Origin of the sequence: Ureibacillus thermosphaericus (assembly GCF_002370195.2) — a bacterium.
In the GTDB taxonomy this organism is placed as follows: domain Bacteria; phylum Bacillota; class Bacilli; order Bacillales_A; family Planococcaceae; genus Ureibacillus; species Ureibacillus thermosphaericus.
Map to the genome: position 1 here is coordinate 2040752 of NZ_AP018335.1, position 17373 is coordinate 2058124.

Annotated in this window: 14 protein-coding genes and 1 riboswitch; of the genes, 6 read left to right on the forward strand and 8 right to left on the reverse strand. The window is 36.2% G+C overall.

Annotated features, from left to right (window positions below):
- Positions 1 to 47 precede the first annotated feature (47 nt).
- A riboswitch (purine riboswitch) is annotated at positions 48 to 148 on the reverse strand.
- A 583-nt stretch (positions 149 to 731) separates the two neighbouring features.
- The 4 genes from qoxD to qoxA are packed head-to-tail and all read right to left on the reverse strand — an operon-like array spanning position 732 to position 4496.
- Positions 732 to 1013 (reverse strand): cytochrome aa3 quinol oxidase subunit IV, encoded by a 282-nt coding sequence (gene qoxD / locus UtA1_RS09820; RefSeq protein ID WP_096550876.1) that lies wholly within the window; start codon positions 1011 to 1013, stop codon positions 732 to 734.
- A 1-nt stretch (position 1014) separates the two neighbouring features.
- On the reverse strand, positions 1015 to 1611 hold the full coding sequence (gene qoxC, locus UtA1_RS09825) for a cytochrome aa3 quinol oxidase subunit III (RefSeq protein ID WP_096550877.1): 597 nt from the start codon (positions 1609 to 1611) through the stop codon (positions 1015 to 1017).
- The gene (gene qoxB / locus UtA1_RS09830) at positions 1608 to 3557 is read right to left on the reverse strand and encodes a cytochrome aa3 quinol oxidase subunit I (RefSeq protein WP_096550878.1); all 1950 of its coding nucleotides are present in this window, start codon (positions 3555 to 3557) and stop codon (positions 1608 to 1610) included. Before qoxB ends, qoxC begins: the two co-directional genes overlap by 4 nt.
- Positions 3558 to 3605: 48 nt before the next feature.
- Positions 3606 to 4496, reverse strand: coding sequence for a cytochrome aa3 quinol oxidase subunit II (gene qoxA, locus UtA1_RS09835; RefSeq protein WP_016839141.1), 891 nt, complete (start codon positions 4494 to 4496; stop codon positions 3606 to 3608).
- A 395-nt stretch (positions 4497 to 4891) separates the two neighbouring features.
- Here qoxA and UtA1_RS09840 point away from each other — a divergent pair, with 395 nt between their 5' ends.
- Positions 4892 to 6781 (forward strand): ABC-F family ATP-binding cassette domain-containing protein, encoded by a 1890-nt coding sequence (locus UtA1_RS09840; RefSeq protein ID WP_096550879.1) that lies wholly within the window; start codon positions 4892 to 4894, stop codon positions 6779 to 6781.
- 15 nt (positions 6782 to 6796) lie between these two features.
- Entirely contained in the window at positions 6797 to 7915 is a 1119-nt protein-coding gene (locus tag UtA1_RS09845) for a conserved virulence factor C family protein (RefSeq protein ID WP_096550880.1), read from the forward strand.
- A gap of 208 nt (positions 7916 to 8123) precedes the next feature.
- Here the strand turns inward: UtA1_RS09845 and UtA1_RS09850 are convergent, their stop codons facing one another.
- Entirely contained in the window at positions 8124 to 9005 is an 882-nt protein-coding gene (locus tag UtA1_RS09850; protein WP_096550881.1) for a DMT family transporter, read from the reverse strand.
- A 254-nt stretch (positions 9006 to 9259) separates the two neighbouring features.
- Between UtA1_RS09850 and aspA the strand changes: the two genes are divergently transcribed.
- Positions 9260 to 10666 carry an aspartate ammonia-lyase gene (gene aspA / locus UtA1_RS09855; RefSeq protein WP_096550882.1) on the forward strand — a complete coding sequence of 469 codons (1407 nt, stop codon included), beginning with the start codon at positions 9260 to 9262 and terminating at the stop codon, positions 10664 to 10666.
- Between the two features lie 147 nt (positions 10667 to 10813).
- Here the strand turns inward: aspA and UtA1_RS09860 are convergent, their stop codons facing one another.
- The 3 genes from UtA1_RS09860 to UtA1_RS09870 form a co-directional block, all read right to left on the reverse strand.
- A complete protein-coding gene (locus UtA1_RS09860; protein ID WP_126434479.1) occupies positions 10814 to 11293 on the reverse strand; it encodes a hypothetical protein in 480 nt (159 codons plus the stop codon).
- Positions 11281 to 11595, reverse strand: coding sequence for a hypothetical protein (locus UtA1_RS09865; protein WP_145986157.1), 315 nt, complete (start codon positions 11593 to 11595; stop codon positions 11281 to 11283). Before UtA1_RS09865 ends, UtA1_RS09860 begins: the two co-directional genes overlap by 13 nt.
- Positions 11596 to 11727: 132 nt before the next feature.
- Complete coding sequence (locus UtA1_RS09870; RefSeq protein WP_096550884.1) at positions 11728 to 12126, reverse strand: glucosamine 6-phosphate synthetase; 399 nt, start codon at positions 12124 to 12126, stop codon at positions 11728 to 11730.
- A 290-nt stretch (positions 12127 to 12416) separates the two neighbouring features.
- On the opposite strand from UtA1_RS09870, the gene UtA1_RS09875 reads away from it, so the two are divergent.
- From UtA1_RS09875 to UtA1_RS09885, 3 genes are all read left to right on the forward strand, one after another.
- A complete protein-coding gene (locus UtA1_RS09875) occupies positions 12417 to 13778 on the forward strand; it encodes an IS4 family transposase (protein WP_096550514.1) in 1362 nt (453 codons plus the stop codon).
- A 40-nt stretch (positions 13779 to 13818) separates the two neighbouring features.
- Positions 13819 to 15990: a type IA DNA topoisomerase gene (locus tag UtA1_RS09880; protein ID WP_096550885.1), complete on the forward strand. Its 2172-nt coding sequence runs from the start codon at positions 13819 to 13821 to the stop codon at positions 15988 to 15990.
- Between the two features lie 97 nt (positions 15991 to 16087).
- On the forward strand, positions 16088 to 17143 hold the full coding sequence (locus UtA1_RS09885) for a hypothetical protein (protein WP_145986158.1): 1056 nt from the start codon (positions 16088 to 16090) through the stop codon (positions 17141 to 17143).
- The last annotated feature ends 230 nt before the right edge of the window (positions 17144 to 17373 follow it).

Here is a 17373-nt window from a genome sequence, read left to right on the forward strand (position 1 = left end):
CAATTAGGCCAAAGTTTCTCTACAAAATGGAATAAAAATATTATGTATAATAAGTTTTCATTCCTTGTAGACAAGCTATTTATGGTAGCTGGTAGAAACATTCAAGCCGTATTCTTGAATTTATACAAGGTTTTTATGTTATATTAAAAAGTTTAGAAAAATGATAACAGCTTTCATTTGAATCGTCAATATAAATTAGAATGATTTTTTATAAATAATTAATATAAAATATTTTAAAAAATGAAAAAAGTAAGAATAATAAAACGAAAAGTCATGGATAGGAATATGCATAAGGAGAACAAAGTTTGAGAGCAGTTAAAAAGATGAATTGAAAGTCATTTTAATAAAAGTGTAAACATAAAACAAAAAAAGTTCATAAAATACAATTATTATGTTTGAAGTATAAAAAGTATGGTATTATTTTTTTAAGAAAAAATTTGTCTAAATTGTGAACGGAAAATATACAAAAGGGTATTCACGATTGTTGACAGCAAGGGGGAGAGGACTATGTTGAAATATTTTATGAATCTGTTTGCGTTGCTTTTTATTCTGGGTTTGATATTACTTGGAATTAGTTTTGTTTCCAATCTATCAATGTGGTACGGTATTAGTATCGTGAAAGGGAGTTTTTATTTATTACTCATTGGCCTATTTCTTCATTTAATCCAATTTGAATTTCAGTCAAATAATAAAAAAGCTTGAATGCAAGATTCAAGCTTTTTCCATGTCCATTACATATCCCAAATTAAAATCAATAATGAACCAATTATTGTAACGACTGCGATAATAATTCCGTAAAGCACATTTGTATAAATCGCTTTACCGTCTTCCGTTTCACCTGCGTGCATAAATAGCACTAATTGCACTGTTGCTTGGACAAAAGCTGTGACAAGTAGGATTGACATTGCTATTGGGAAAGTAAAATCCAGAAAATATACAAGCAGAGCAATAAGCGTAAACACTAATGAAAAGATATAGCCGCCGACTTGTTTTGCAGGAAATAATTCTTTCATATTACATCATTCCTTTCAAGTAGATGAAGCTGAAAATGAAAATCCAGACAACATCTAGGAAATGCCAGTAGAGAGAGAAGATAAAGGATTTATTGGCTGTTCGTGCATTTATGCCGTCTTTTGCCACCTGAATGATGATGCTGAGTCCCCAGAACAATCCGAGGGTAACGTGGGCACCATGGGTACCGAGCGTTGTCAAGAGTGCAGCAGTAAATCCGCTTGTTTGATAAGTTGCACCAACATGGTAGTAATGCATAAATTCAAAGATTTCTACTGAAAGGAACCCTAGACCAAGTAATAGGGTAATACCTAAAAATGCTAACATGGCCTTTTTACGTCCGATTCTCATTGCATGAACAGCAAGGCCAATGGTGAAACTACTTGTGAGCAATACAAACGTTTCAATAAGCACTGGTGAAATTTCGAAGATTTCCGGTCCAGTTGGTCCATTTCCTGTTCGATGTTCCATGATGAAGTAGGCTGTAAAAAGTGTTGCAAACAGCATGATTTCCGCACCAAGGAAAATCCAGAAACCTAAAATATTCAATTGGTTTTGGTGTGTACCATATTCAAGAGGCTGCGTGTGATCGATTTTCATGAATTAGCACCTCCATATGTGCTTTCCGTTGCTTTAATTTCTTCCACTGAAATATAGCGTCCATCATCTTTTTCAAAGGAACGAAGCACCATACATGCGAAAATACCGATTAGCGCGATGACTGCAGGAACCCACAATGCAAATACGAAGGAGAATCCAGCGATAAAGAAAATCACACCCATAATAAATGGGACACCACTATTATTTGGCATGTGGATTTTTTCAATGTCACCTTTAAATAATTCATGTCCATTTTTCTTCACATCCCATAATGCTTCACTCGATGCTACATGTGGAGTGCGTGCGAAGTTGTATTCTGGTACTGGGTTGTGCGTTGCCCACTCCAATGTACGAGCGTTCCATGGGTCATCCCCAACATTTCTTGGAGAATTTTTAATACTATATAAAATGTTATAGACGATAATGCAGAAGGCAATTGTCATTAAACCTGCACCGATGAATGCAACAAAGTTTAAAGGACCGAAACCTGTCGCTTCTGAATACGTATACATACGGCGTGCTTGTCCGTCTAAACCTGTAATGTACATTGGGAAGAAGGCAAGGACGAATCCGATTGATAAGAACCAGAAAGCCCATTTACCAATGCGTTCATTTAACATAAAGCCGAACATTTTTGGCCAGTAGTAATGTAAGCCAGCTAACATCGCAAATACGACACCAGGTATGATTGTATTATGGAAGTGAGCGACTAAGAACATTGTATTGTGATATTGATAGTCCGCTGCTGACATCGCAAGCATAACCCCAGTAACCCCACCGATTGTAAATAGTGGAATGAATCCTACTGAGTACAGCATTGGAACAGTAAAGCGAATTTTCCCTTTCCACATCGTAAGCAGCCAGTTAAAGATTTTCACTCCAGTAGGCACCGCAATGGCCATTGTTGAAATGGAGAAGATACTGTTTGTTAAAGCACCTTGACCCATCGTAAAGAAGTGGTGCGTCCAAACTAGGAATGAAAGCAGGGAGATAATCACCATTGATCCTACCATTGATTTATATCCGTAAAGGTTTCGTCCAGAAAAAGTAGAAATAATCTCACTGTAAAGACCAAAGGCTGGTAAGATTAAGATATATACTTCCGGGTGTCCCCAGACCCAGAAGAAGTTTGCCCAAAGCATGTCCATACCGCCATTTGTAGAAGTAAAGAAGTTTGTCGCAAATAAGCGGTCTGTTGTACCCATTAATAACGCAATTGTTAATACTGGGAACGCAAAGATGATAATGACACAAGCCATAAATGTAGCCCATGTAAACATTGGCATTTTCATCAGCGACATTCCTGGAGCACGCATTTTTAAGATCGTAGTAATCATGTTGATACCAGTCATTAAGGATCCAATACCCGAAATCTGAATAGCAATCATATAATAGTTCGTTCCGACAGATTCACTAAATTCCGTTCCAGCAAGTGGGAAGTAAGACGTCCATCCTGCATCTGGTGAACCACCGACAACGAACGAAATATTAAATAACATCGCGCCAAAGAAGAAAAGCCAAAAGCTGATAGCGTTAAGTCTTGGAAAGGCAACGTCACGAGCTCCAATTTGCAATGGAACGACGATGTTCATGAAGGCAAAGATGAAAGGCATTGCCATAAAGATGATCATGACTACACCGTGCGTTGTAAAAATTTCATTATAATGTTGCGCATCCAATAATTGATTTTCCGGCATGGAGAGCTGTGCACGCATCATAATCGCGTCAGCTCCACCACGGAACAACATCAAAATTGCGGAGATTAAATACATAATCCCGATTTTTTTATGGTCCACAGTCGTAAGCCATTCTCGCCACAGGTACCCCCATTTTTTAAAATATGTTAAACCAACGACAATGGCTAGGGAGACAACAACAATCGCTACCATAGATGCATAGATTGCTGGGCTTGGATGCGGCACAGCAAATCGTTCAAAAAATTCCATGGATTTTTCTCCTCTCAAAGTTTATTACGTAAATTACTAGATTTACGTTTATTCGTGTGAATGCTCAGCATGCATTTCGTGCTCTGTATGTTCAAGCTCCGTTCCTTCATCTGCACCGTGGTCATGTTCTGGAGGTGGATTGAATCCAAGGTGTGTTCCGGTAAACGTCATTCTTCCAAGATGACCAGGTTCTAATAATTTATTAAAAGTTTCTTCAGTTAATGGTTCAGCATTGGCATGAACTTCTTCCACCCATTCGTCAAATTTTGCTTGATTCATGGCTGTTACAGTGAATGTATTTTCAGCAAAACCTTTACCACTGAAGTTAGCGTTACGTCCCATATATTCTCCTGGTGTATCCGCAGCTAAATGAAGTGTTGTCACCATGTCAGCCATCGCATATTTTTGACCACCTAATTGTGGAATCCAGAAACTTGTAATAGGTCCGTAAGAATAAAGTTTAAACTCAATTGGTCGATTCGTTGGTATATATAAGTAGTTCACCGTTTCAATATCTTGTTCAGGGTAACTAAAGTGCCATTTCCAGTTGGAAGATGAAGCGTAAATGATTAATGGTTCTTGATCTTCATAACCTTGTGGAGTTGCTTCTACAATGTAGTTACTTTTCACTGAAATAAACGAAAGAACGGCCACAATAATGATTGGAATACCAATAAAGAGTCCTTCAATCAAAGGACTACCCTCAATGTGAGGAGGTTCGTAATCTTCCGGTAGTTTCGAAGCTCTATATTTAACAAGCATGTAAACTAATAAAACCATGACAACGATTACAATAAATGCCATAATCCCGATGGAAATCATAATGTCACTTGCTTGACGTGCTGCTTGAGGTCCTTTTGGGTCTAACACCAATAAAGGTTCACAACCTGCGAGGAAGACAAGAAGCATTGGGAGAGATAACAGCAGAGTTCGTTTCATATGGATGTACTCCTTTCAACGTTCTAATAGAAAATCGATTTTCGATTTCCTTTCAATTCACTTTGAGTTAATTCTATATCAAAATAAGAAATTTAACATCGTTTTCACTATGGCTATAGTGTAAAATTCACAAAACAGACATGAATTGTTTTAGATTTTGTCGATAATTATCCAAAGCTTATCCAAATTTTACAATAAATCTGTATTCAGGCATTATAAGTATAATATTATTTTAAAAAATAATTTTGAGAGCGAAGATTAAATAAAAATAGAAGAAAATAAATCTTCCAGTGTGGAACAGTTTGATAAGATACTGAAGAATGCAAGGAGATAAAAATTTCTATATAATAAATGATAGAATGAATAGAAGTTTATATTGAAAGAGATGGAATACGATGAGTCATTTAATTGTTTCGAATTTAACAAAAACTGTTGGAGATAAAACACTATTTAAAAACGTTGAATTTACCATTTATGAAGGAGAGCGGGCAGGTCTGATCGGAATTAATGGTACTGGGAAGTCAACTTTACTTTCCATTTTAGCTGGCGAACAAGAAGCCGATTCCATCGAAATGGACCATCCAAACAAATATCGAATTGCCTACTTGCCGCAAAAACCTGTATTTGAAGAAGGACTTACCGTTCTGCAAGCTGTCTTTTCAGGAAACTCTCCCATTTTGCAATTAAATAGAGAGTATGAAGAAGTCGTATCAAAACTCGCCATTCAGCCTGAATCAGAAGCGTTTCAAAACCAATTATTCCAACTGCAGCAGCGAATGGACGCTGAAAAAGCTTGGGATGTTAATGCTCTCGCAAAACAAGCTTTAACGAAACTGGGCATTAATTTGTTTGATGAGCATGTTTCGAATTTATCAGGTGGGCAGCAAAAGCGTGTGGCTTTAGCGAAGGTTTTAATTGAACCGGCGGATCTTTATTTATTGGATGAGCCGACGAACCATCTTGATGCAGAATCAACGGAATGGCTGCAAGAAATGATACTTCGCTTAAAAGGAGCCGTTATTTTTATCACCCATGATCGCTATTTTTTAGATGAAATTGCCACTCATATTTATGAACTCGCGGATCAAACCCTTTATCGCCATAACGGCAACTATGCGGATTTCTTAGAAGCGCGAGCAATTCGGGAAGAAAATAGACAGGCAACGCAAGAAAAATTACGCAATCGTTACCGCAATGAGTTGAAATGGATACGCCGCGGTGCGAAAGCAAGAACGACGAAACAAAAAGCAAGAATTCAGCGCTTTGAAGAATTAGACAAGCAAATTGAACGGCATAAAGAAGAAGCAAAACTTGAACTGTCGCTATCGACTACCCGATTAGGGAAAAAGGTTTTAGAAGGCGTCCATTTATCCAAATCGTTTGGGGAGCGAACGATATTAAAAGACTTTAATTTTCTGATTCAACAAGGGGATCGCATCGGCATTGTTGGTGCTAACGGATATGGAAAATCGACTTTATTAAAGATATTGGCAGGGGAAATTCAGCCAGATGCAGGAGAAGTCATTGTTGGACCTACCGTTAAGATAGCCCATTTTCATCAAATGCTTCCAAAAATGAATGAAAATCAGCGAATGATTGAATATATTCGCGAGGCTTCGAACGACATTACCGACTCGGAAGGGTTTCGTTATTCAGCTGCCCAAATGTTGGAAAGATTTTTATTCCCATTACATACACACGGTACACCGATTGGGAAGTTATCAGGCGGTGAGCGGAAACGACTGCATTTATTAAGATTATTGATGGAACAGCCAAATGTATTGTTATTGGACGAGCCGACAAATGATTTAGATATTGAAACACTTGGAGTATTGGAAGATTTTATTGAACATTTCCCAGGTGTTGTGATTACCATTTCCCACGACCGTTTCTTCTTAGATCGAATTGTGAAAAAGTTATGGATTTTAGATGGAAAAGGGAATGTAGAGGAAAGCTTGGATTTATACACAGAATATTTAGCGAAGAAATCCGAAGCTGAAAAGCTGGAGATAAAAGCAGAAAAACAAGAAAAACCAAAGCAAGAGAAGCCAAAAAATGAAAAGAAAAAATTAACTTATAAAGAACAAAAAGAGTGGGAAACAATTGAAGAAACAATTGCACAAGTGGAAGAGGCAATAGCGGAAACGGAAGAACTAATGGCAGGCTGTGGATCGGATTATGTGAAACTACAGGAATATACAGATAAATTAAACGAACTAAATGCTGAATATGAACGATTGATTGAAAGATGGACGTATTTAGATGGAATTGTGAACGGAAATTAAATGGAGGGAAGAATATTGAAAATAGTAACGATTGAGCCAACACCGAGTCCCAATTCAATGAAAGTGGTAGTGGATGAGGAGTTGCCTTTTGGCAAAAGCTTTAATTATACGAAAGAAAATATAGAAGAAGCGCCAAGTGAAATCCAAGAAATCTTGAAAATTGAAGGCGTTAAGGGTGTTTATCGCGTATTAGATTTTTTAGCGGTTGAGCGGAATGCAAAATATCAATGGGAAACGATTTTATCCCAAGTTCGCAATGCGCTTGGTGATCAAACAGAAGAGGTGGAACAAAAGGAACAAGCTGTGGATCATTATGGAGAAGTTTTTGTCCACGTTCAAATGTTTAGAGGATTGCCGCTTCAAATTAAAGTGTTTGATTCTTCCGGTGAACATCGGATTTCAACTGGTGAGCGGTTTGTGAATGCGTTTCATCAAATTAAAGTTGACAAGACAGACGAAAACTATATTTTCGAACGTAAGTGGGCAGATTTTGGCATTCGCTATGGAGATAAAGAAGAAATTGCGCAAAGCGTCTTAAAAGAAATTGAAGCAACATATCCAGATGAACGGATTGCCCGCATAGTGGAAGCAGCAAATGCAAAAAAACAAGAAACCGTAAAAAGAAAGAAAATTACGGTGGAAGAGTTTGAGGTGGAGGATTGGAAGGAACGTTTCCAAATGCTAGATCAAATTCCGGATCCGGATTTGGATGATCTTCCATTATTGGAAAAAGCTTTGGAAGATGAACAGATGTCCATTCGGAGACTCGCAACAGTGTATTTAGGCATGATTGAAGATAAGGCAGTTGTGCCGCTTCTTGTTCGTGCATTGAAAGATAAAAGCGCCGCGGTTCGCCGCACTGCAGGAGATTGCATGAGCGATCTTGGATTTGTAGAATTTGAACCGGCCATGATGGAAGCGTTAAAAGATAAAAATAAACTTGTCCGCTGGCGTGCAGCTATGTTTTTATATGAATCTGGAACGGAACGGAGTCTTCCTGCATTAAGGGATGCGGAAAATGATCCGGAATTTGAGGTGAAACTCCAAGTAAAGATGGCTATTGCACGAATCGAGCAAGGCGAAGAAGCAAAAGGATCCGTCTGGAAGCAAATGATGGAGAGAAATAATAACTGAGTATAAAAGTGGGTAAGTTTTGTGCCCTTTGCAATGTAAAAATGGCTGCCTAACAAGTCGTTACTTTCCAGGCAGCCTTTTATTTATGTGTTTTGATATTTCCAAAATACTTTTCAAGTTAGTGAATTTAATATTCGATAAACAGGGAATGTTTCATATCATCAAAGCGAAACTTAATCGTCAATAAAAAGAAAGAAGAAATTTTTTATTACGCTAACTTCTCCTGTGTATATTTTCTGGGCTTTAATACCGTATATGAGATTCCGCCAAAAATAAACAAAATACCAAGAGTCTGCAAGAGGCTTGGTCTAAAATCAAGAATCACCATATCGAGTAAAATCGCTACAACTGGATCTAGGAAAGTTAAAACAGAAACAATGATTGTCGGCAATTTACGAATACTGTCAAAGAATAAATAGTAAACAAATCCAGTATGAATAATACCTGTTCCCACTATAAACATTATGTTTGTGCTTGTTAAACCATGAAACACCGTAAAATCGCACATTGGCAACAAAATGAGTATGCCCAAAGCTGTTTGTACAAATGTCGTTGCATAAGGTGATAATCCTTTTAGCGTCTTACTTAAAAACATCGTCAACGCATAGCAAATGGCGGATAACATGGCCCATATAAATCCAGAATTCATAAAAGCTTCAATGGAATGTAAATGTTCCATTCCAACAATAAAAACAGAGCCAACAAAACAGATGATAATGGCAAGAATATTCCCAATCGTAATGTGTTCTTTCAATAATACCGCACCTAACATCACAACGAAAATGGGTGCTAAGTTATAAATAGAAATGGCTACGGAAATGGACATTTCTTCAAATGCCTTAAATAAAAACACCCAATTCAATACGAGGAATATTCCGCAAAATAGAGTTTGTAATACTTCTTTACGATCCCAAACTTCTGTCTTATGTCCTCCGGTTAACAACCATAGTCCACCTAAAAATAAAGTTGCACAGATACAACGAACAAATACGAGCTCTACAGCAGGAATCCCTGTATTCACTGTAAATAAACCGATGGAACCAAAAATGGCCATACTAACTGACAGTTTAATCATAGCAGATACATTCATTTGACTTCCCTCAAAACTATATTAATATCCTATAATTTTCCGAAAACTCTGAAATAAAACAATATAGAATCTATTAAATAACATTTATGTGAATTTGGCAATACTATTACAAAATATTATTAGGAAACAGGGCTCTTTTTATATTTTTCTATGATAGAATAGTGTAGGATTTAATAAAGAAACTCTAATACAAGTTCGACAATGTAAACGTTTGCTTAGAGCTTCGATAGAAAGAAAAGGAGATTGTTTTTATTATGAATACCGATGTTCGTATTGAGAAAGACTTTTTAGGAGAAAAGGAGATTCCGAAAGACGCTTATTATGGCGTACAAACAATTCGGGCAACGGAAAATTTTCCAATTACAGGTTATCGTATTCATCCAGAATTAATTAAATCACTAGGGATTGTAAAAAAATCAGCCGCATTAGCAAACATGGAAGTTGGCTTACTCGATAAAGAAGTTGGGCAATATATCGTAAAAGCTGCTGACGAAGTGATTGAAGGAAAATGGAATGATCAATTTATTGTTGACCCAATTCAAGGCGGGGCAGGAACTTCCATTAATATGAATGCAAATGAAGTGATTGCTAACCGCGCATTGGAATTAATGGGAGAGGAAAAAGGAAACTATTCAAAAATTAGTCCAAACTCCCATGTAAATATGTCTCAATCAACAAACGATGCTTTCCCTACTGCAACGCATATTGCTGTGTTAAGTTTATTAAATCAATTAATTGAAACTACAAAATACATGCAACAAGAATTCATGAAAAAAGCAGATGAATTCGCTGGCGTTATTAAAATGGGAAGAACGCACTTGCAAGACGCTGTTCCTATTTTATTAGGACAAGAGTTTGAAGCATACGCTCGTGTAATTGCCCGCGATATTGAACGTATTGCCAATACGAGAAACAATTTATACGACATCAACATGGGTGCAACAGCAGTCGGCACTGGCTTAAATGCAGATCCTGAATATATAAGAATCGTAACAGAGCATTTAGCGAAATTCAGCGGACATCCATTAAGAAGTGCACAACATTTAGTGGACGCAACTCAAAATACAGACTGCTATACAGAAGTTTCTTCTGCATTAAAAGTTTGCATGATCAACATGTCTAAAATTGCCAATGATTTACGCTTAATGGCATCTGGACCACGCGCAGGCTTATCAGAAATCGTTCTTCCTGCTCGACAACCTGGATCTTCTATCATGCCTGGTAAAGTGAATCCTGTTATGCCAGAAGTGATGAACCAAGTGGCATTCCAAGTGTTCGGTAATGATTTAACAATTACATCTGCATCTGAAGCAGGCCAATTTGAATTAAATGTGATGGAACCTGTGTTATTCTTCAATTTAATTCAATCGATTTCGATTATGACAAATGTCTTTAAATCCTTTACAGAAAACTGCTTAAAAGGCATTAAGGCAAATGAAGAACGCATGAAAGAATATGTTGAGAAAAGCATTGGAATCATCACTGCAATTAACCCACATGTAGGCTATGAAACAGCTGCAAAATTAGCACGTGAAGCATATCTTACAGGGGAATCCATCCGTGAACTTTGCATTAAGTATGGCGTATTAACAGAAGAACAGTTAAATGAAATCTTAAATCCATATGAAATGACACATCCGGGAATTGCTGGAAGAAAATAATGCTACTTTTTTTGGCGAAGGGTACTATTGAGGTGCTCTTTGCCTTTTATTTTTTGAGTTACAACATGATGAAGTGTAATCGAAATCTGCAATGTTCGATAATAGCCAAAATCGTGGAGATAATAGCCAACCATGCAAGGATAATAGTCAAACTCGGCAAGATAATAGCCAACGGAAGAAAAAGGTGCCTCGCCCGATACGATAATAGTCAAAATCAAGAAGATAATAGCCAACCATGCAAGGATAATAGTCAAACTCGGCAAGATAATAGCCAACGGAAGAAAAAGATGCCTCGTCCAATACGATAATAGTCAAAATCAAGAAGATAATAGTCAACCATGCAAGGATAATAGTCAAACTCGGCAAGATAATAGCCAACGGAAGAAAAAGGTGCCTCGCCCGATACGATAATAGTCGGCAAGATAATAGCCAACGGAAGAAAAAGATGCCTCGTCCAATACGATAATAGTCAAAATGATGAAGATAATAGTCAACCATGCAAGGATAATAGTCAAACTCGGCAAGATAATAGCCAACGGAAGAAAAAGATGCCTCGTCCAATACGATAATAGTCAAAATGATGAAGATAATAGTCAACCATGCAAGGATAATAGTCAAACTCGGCAAGATAATAGCCAACGGAAGAAAAAGTTGCCTCGCCCGATACGATAATAGTCAAAATCAAGAAGATAATAGTCAACCATGCAAGGATAATAGTCAAACTCGGCAAGATAATAGCCAACGGAAGAAAAAGATGCCTCGTCCAATACGATAATAGTCAAAATGATGAAGATAATAGTCAACCATGCAAGGATAATAGTCAAACTCGGCAAGATAATAGCCAACGGAAGAAAAAGGGTGCCTCGCCCGATACGATAATAGTCAAAATCAAGAAGATAATAGTCAATGGATGAAAAAGGCATCAGCAAACTCAATATAATCCAAAATTAGGAAGAGAATAGCCAATCGATGAAAATTACCAGCAAATGCTAAGGTGAGCCATTAGTCAATATCCCTAAAATAAAAAAACAGAGCGAATTTACTTCATTCGCTCTGATGAATCATTGACTTGATAGAACTTCATTTAAAAACGCATCCCGCTTTTCAGGAGTTTGTTGCTCGCCTTTCAATAACATTGCTCCAACTTTAAAGTCTGATAAATCTTTCTCCACAATAAATTGCAAGTTGATATCCGCCTTTTCTTGTCCATCAACAGGACAAACTCCTTTAAACTCTACAACATGTTGGCGATTGTTCGTTTTAAAATAAATCCATTCTTCATTTTCGCAAGTTTTGTTTAAAGCCTCTTCATAGCTTAACGAAGGGCTGCTACCAAAAATTTGTGTTTTAATATAAGATATATATTCAGCACCATCCGTTGGTTTATACATATACCAAAAAATAAAAAGGATGAGTATAGGTACAATCCATAAAATCGTTCGTTTTGAAACATTTTGCATGGCAATAAACTCCCCTTACCTTTGTAGTGACATTATATCAATATCAAATACTTTTTTCTATAAAATTTCTGGTTATCCCAATACATTCTAATCAAAGAAAATAACATTATAATTATAAACTCAACTTTCGCAGAGTAATATCTTATTGCAACTCTTGATATGACTGTTTTATATCGTCTTTCATTATTTCTCTTGTTTTTTATTGATTTTATTTTTTTAAAAGAAAAAGACACCTATCTTTTGGTAAAATTATGGTGAACAAACCAAATACCAAAGAAGGTGTCACCATTATGATAACGAAAAAAGATACTTTTGCACAACTACCAAAAGAACTTGAACGAAGATTTTCTGAATTAAATATAGGCAAACATTTGAGAAAAGCGAGAATTACTAAGGGATTTGGTTATTCATGCTTATCTATTTTCCGTCTTATTTTTTTGCTTGTTTTCCAATATAAAAATTGGTTTCAAGCACTTCAAAGTAAGAAAGCCGTGGACTTACCTAAAAAAGATACGATCTACCGTTTTCTAAATTCATCTACTTATGCTTGGCGAACTTTTTTACTTTCCTTATGTCAAGATCTTACTGGACGTATAAAAAAGCTTACATCAAACAACAGAGTGAAGGTGTTTATTGTTGATGATTCACTCTTTTCACGCAACCGAAGCAAGTCTGTTGAACTTCTTTCACGAGTATTTGATCATACAGAGAAACGATTCTATAAGGGGTTTCAGTTGCTTACTCTTGGTTGGTCTGATGGATATTCTTTTCTACCTGTAGACTTTGCTTTATTGAGTTCAGCGAAAAAGGAAAATCAACTTAACGGGGTCGATGAATCCATTGATAAACGCACTTCCGGCTACAAGCGTCGTCTTGAAGCACAACAAGATAAGCCAAGCGTTGTCTCTGCTTTATTGGATCATGCCTTAAATGCAGGAATTACAGCTGATTATGTGTTAATGGATACTTGGTTTACGCATGAGCCTTTGATTGAAAAAATCACGGATAAAGGTTTATTTGTCATTGGTATGGTCAAGCAGCTAAAACAACGTTATTTCATAGATGGTGAAGCCCATACTCTGGATGAACTCTTTAAAAAAGCAAAGCGTACCATGGAAAAGAAAGACCTACTCGGTTCGATCCATGTTCATCTTGCAAAAGGACGACAAGTCAAGATTGTATTCGTGCGTAACCGCAATAAAAAGAGTGAATGGTTAGCCATTTTGAGTACAGATACCACACTTTCAGATGAAGAAATTGTGCGTATTTACGGGATGCGCTGGGACATCGAAACATTTTTCAAGTGTACCAAATCATTGCTTAACCTAGCAAAAGAATTTCAAGGTCGTTCGTATGATCTGTTGATTAGTCATACAACGATTGTGTTTACTCGCTTTATACTCTTAGAGTGGGAGCGTAGACAAAACAACGATCCTAAAACGATTGGAAATCTCTTTTTTCTATTATGTGAAGATGTAAAAGATATGAATCTAGAGAGTGCATTGAATCAATTATTAGCGATCTTCCAAACATTAGCAGAAGCTAATGTTTGTTTGAACATGGAATTATTTAAAAGTAAAGTACAAGAATGGATTGCGTCTTTACCCAATTACATCAAGAGATGTCTGACAATATCTGTGTGCGAAAGTTGAGTTATAAATAAAACTAGTCAACACAAGGTGATTGTAAAAAATGAAATTAATATTAACAGAAAAACCATCCGTTGCGAAAAATATTGCAGATGCGTTAAACATAAAAACAAAAAAAGAAGGATATTTTGAAGGGAACGGATACATTATTACGTGGGCTTTCGGACACCTTCTTGAATTGTATGATGCGAAAGATTATGATCCAAAAATGACGAAATGGAGAATGGAGTACTTTCCTTTCATCCCACAAAAATTTCAATACAAAGTGAAAACAGATCCTAAAAATAAAGAGAAAGAAGACTTTGGGGCAAAAAAGCAGCTGGAAATTATCCAACAGTTAATGAACCGCCCTGACGTGGAAATGATTATTTCTGCCTGCGACTATGATCGGGAAGGGCAACTGATTGGCGATACAATTATATATAATTTGAAAACGAATAAGCCCGTGTATCGAATGTTGCAAAATGAATGGACGAAGGAAGAAGTGTTGAAAGGACTTAAACAATTAAAACCAAATACGGAAATGAGACCGCTGTTGGATGCAGGAATTAGTCGGCAATGGGCGGATTGGGTGATTGGCATTAATTTAACGTCTGTTGCAACGTTAAAATATCAGAAAGGATCAGGTAGTGCTTTAAACATCGGAAGAGTTTTATTACCTACATTAAAAATAATTTATGATCGAGATAAAGAAATCGAACAATTCAAACCTGAAGATTATTTCAAACTCGAAGCGTCCTTTCAAACCCAAAATGGGGAAGTGTATAAAGGAACGTATCACGTAAATGGAGAGGAAAAGTTTAAGAATAGAGATGAATTAGAAAACATTCAAAAAGCATTAGCGAATCATCAAGCACAAATTATCGAAAAGACCGTAGAGAAAAAGAGAGAATATCCTCCTTACTTATTCAATTTGACAAACTTGCAAGGGTATATTACGAGCAAATATAAAGGTTGGACTTCCGATAAAGTGCTGAAAGTTGCCCAATCCCTTTATGAAAAGAAATATATTACCTATCCACGTACAGCTAGCGTCGTATTGGAAGAAAGTTTAGTGGATAAAGCAATGAAGGTTCTTCAAATTGTAAAAAAAGGCTTACCTTATGAAGATGAAATCGTTTTTGCTAAAAAGAAACGTGTATTTGACAACTCAAAGGTCGAAAGCCATAGCGCCATTATCCCGACGTATGTGAAGCCTGCCCGTTTACCGAATGATGAGAAAATCGTTTATGAAGCGATTAAAAATCGTTTTCTAATGCAATTTATGCCTGTGGCTGAACATGAAGAAACTAAAATCATAACGAAAGTGAACGAAATCAAAGGAGAGTTTATTTCAAAAGGCAGAGTTCAAATTGTAGAAGGGTGGAGAAAAGTAGAACAAATTGAGTCAAAAGATATGATTCTTCCAAATGTAACCCTTCATGAGCTAGTGACAATCAAGGACCATGAACTGACCTCTCATGTTACTAAGCCGCCGAAACATCATACGGAAAAAACGTTATTGAAGGTGATGGAAACGTGCGGAAAAGGGAAGGGAGAAGAGCTGGAAGAAAGCGATGAAATGATGGCGACCATTTTAAGCGGTTTTAGCATCGGCACGCCGGCAACAAGAGCAGAAACAATCAAAAAGTTGAAATCAATTGGGTACATTACAACGAAAAATAAATATCTAATTTGCACAGAGCTAGGGAAGCGAATTGTTGAAACATTTCCAATCAAAGAATTGTTTGATTTAGAGTTTACAGGCCGATTAGAAAAAACGTTATCGGATATTGAAAAACAAAAATTTCAGCGGGAACGATTTTTACAATTTATTTTTGACTTTACGAAAAAAGCTGTACATACAATTCAACAAGATGAAGATGTGATTTTAAATGAAGTGGAGAAAAAGAAGAAAACCTTTGAAGTGTTAGGGAAATGCCCAGTTTGTGGTCATGCGGTCATTGAAGGGCAAAAAGGATTTGGTTGCAGCAATTGGAAAAATGGATGTAAATTTGTCATTTGGAAAAATGATAAATTCCTGGCTTCCATGAAAAAGAAACCGACGAAAACGATGGTGAAGCAGTTGTTGAGAGATGGGAATGTGTTAGTGAAAGGTCTCACAAGCAAAAAAGGGAATAAGTTTGATGCAATGTTGCGTTATGAAAAAAATCCTGAAGAAGAATATTTCAGTTGGAAGATGGAATTTTCCAACAACGTAGAGCGAGGAAAGTAAGGATATATTTGATGGAATAATCCATTTGAAGTGTATCTGAATATGATAATAAAAAGAGGAAAGGATTTTCATCATCATAAGGAAACGCTTTGTTCCATTGATGATTGTTGCCATTTTAGTCTATGGATTCTATGCTTTTTGGCCAGTGGCATTGGATGATGAGTGGCAAGCATTATCGCATGTAGAGCATAATCCATCATTCAAAATGCTTATGAATCAAACATCGGACACTAATTTCCTTCCTCAAAATCTTTCTTATATTGAGAGTACTACTCAATCTGTGAATAATGCATTCCCTAATCCCCTCTACGAATTCATGCATTTTACTAGAAATTTCTCGCCCATCACTCTTTTAGAGCATCATGAATGGCACAATCCTACTGAAAAGTCCCAACTAATTTTGATTGCCATCCAATCCCTTTATACCATTGGTTTTTTGTTACTTGTCGGATCGGTGATTTGGTGGAGAATTATACAGAATTATTCCTTCTATGTACGAAAAACATATTTGCAATGGGGATTTGTTTTTCAATGCTTTCATTTTCTCGCATTGATTTCACTTATTTTAATGGAAATGAATATATTAACGGATGGATTCATTCCTTCCTTGCTAAATCAATCATCAATTCAGTATGGTTGGTATCTTTCGCTTATGATCTCAGTATTAGGGTTATTGTTTTTGTATAAAAATCGATGGTTCGATTTATTGTTTGTACTGATACTTATAGGTTGTAAAATCGAATATCCAGCAGATTTTCGCTCACTTATTTTAGCACTATTTGAAATCCTTCATTTGATTGCGGCTGCGATTTGGTTTACAGGTCTTGCCATTGTTATTTTTTTCTATTCTAAATATAAAACAATGGTAAAAAACTTCATTGCCATTTTCATTGAATATGCTTTTGTTTGCATTGTGATGTTAGTTATTTCCGGTAGTTTGTTAGCGTATAAATATGATTCGCCATTGGATTTATTGTTAAAGCCGTTAGGGCTGTTGCTTTTACTTAAAATCGTACTTGTCGGGTTCGTCACAATTATTTCTCAAAAAATACATTCTACTATGGACGATTTTCATATAAAATGTTGGATGTATGTTCAATTAGTACTTATGGTCATGATTATTATTCTAGTTTCTGTCATTTCGATTTTTTAATGATAAAAAGTTATAAAAATCTATGAATCAACAATAAATTTAGACTAGAAAAATCAAGAAGATAGTATATAATAAAACTACTAAATATTAAGTATTGATAATCGATACTGACACATGATATATAGTAAAATCGTGTGCATCTATTTTTACCGAATAGGTGTGCACGGTTTTCTTTTAAAAAAAATTGAAGTTTTTTATGTTAGGCAACTATGCAGTTTTGTAGTGAATTT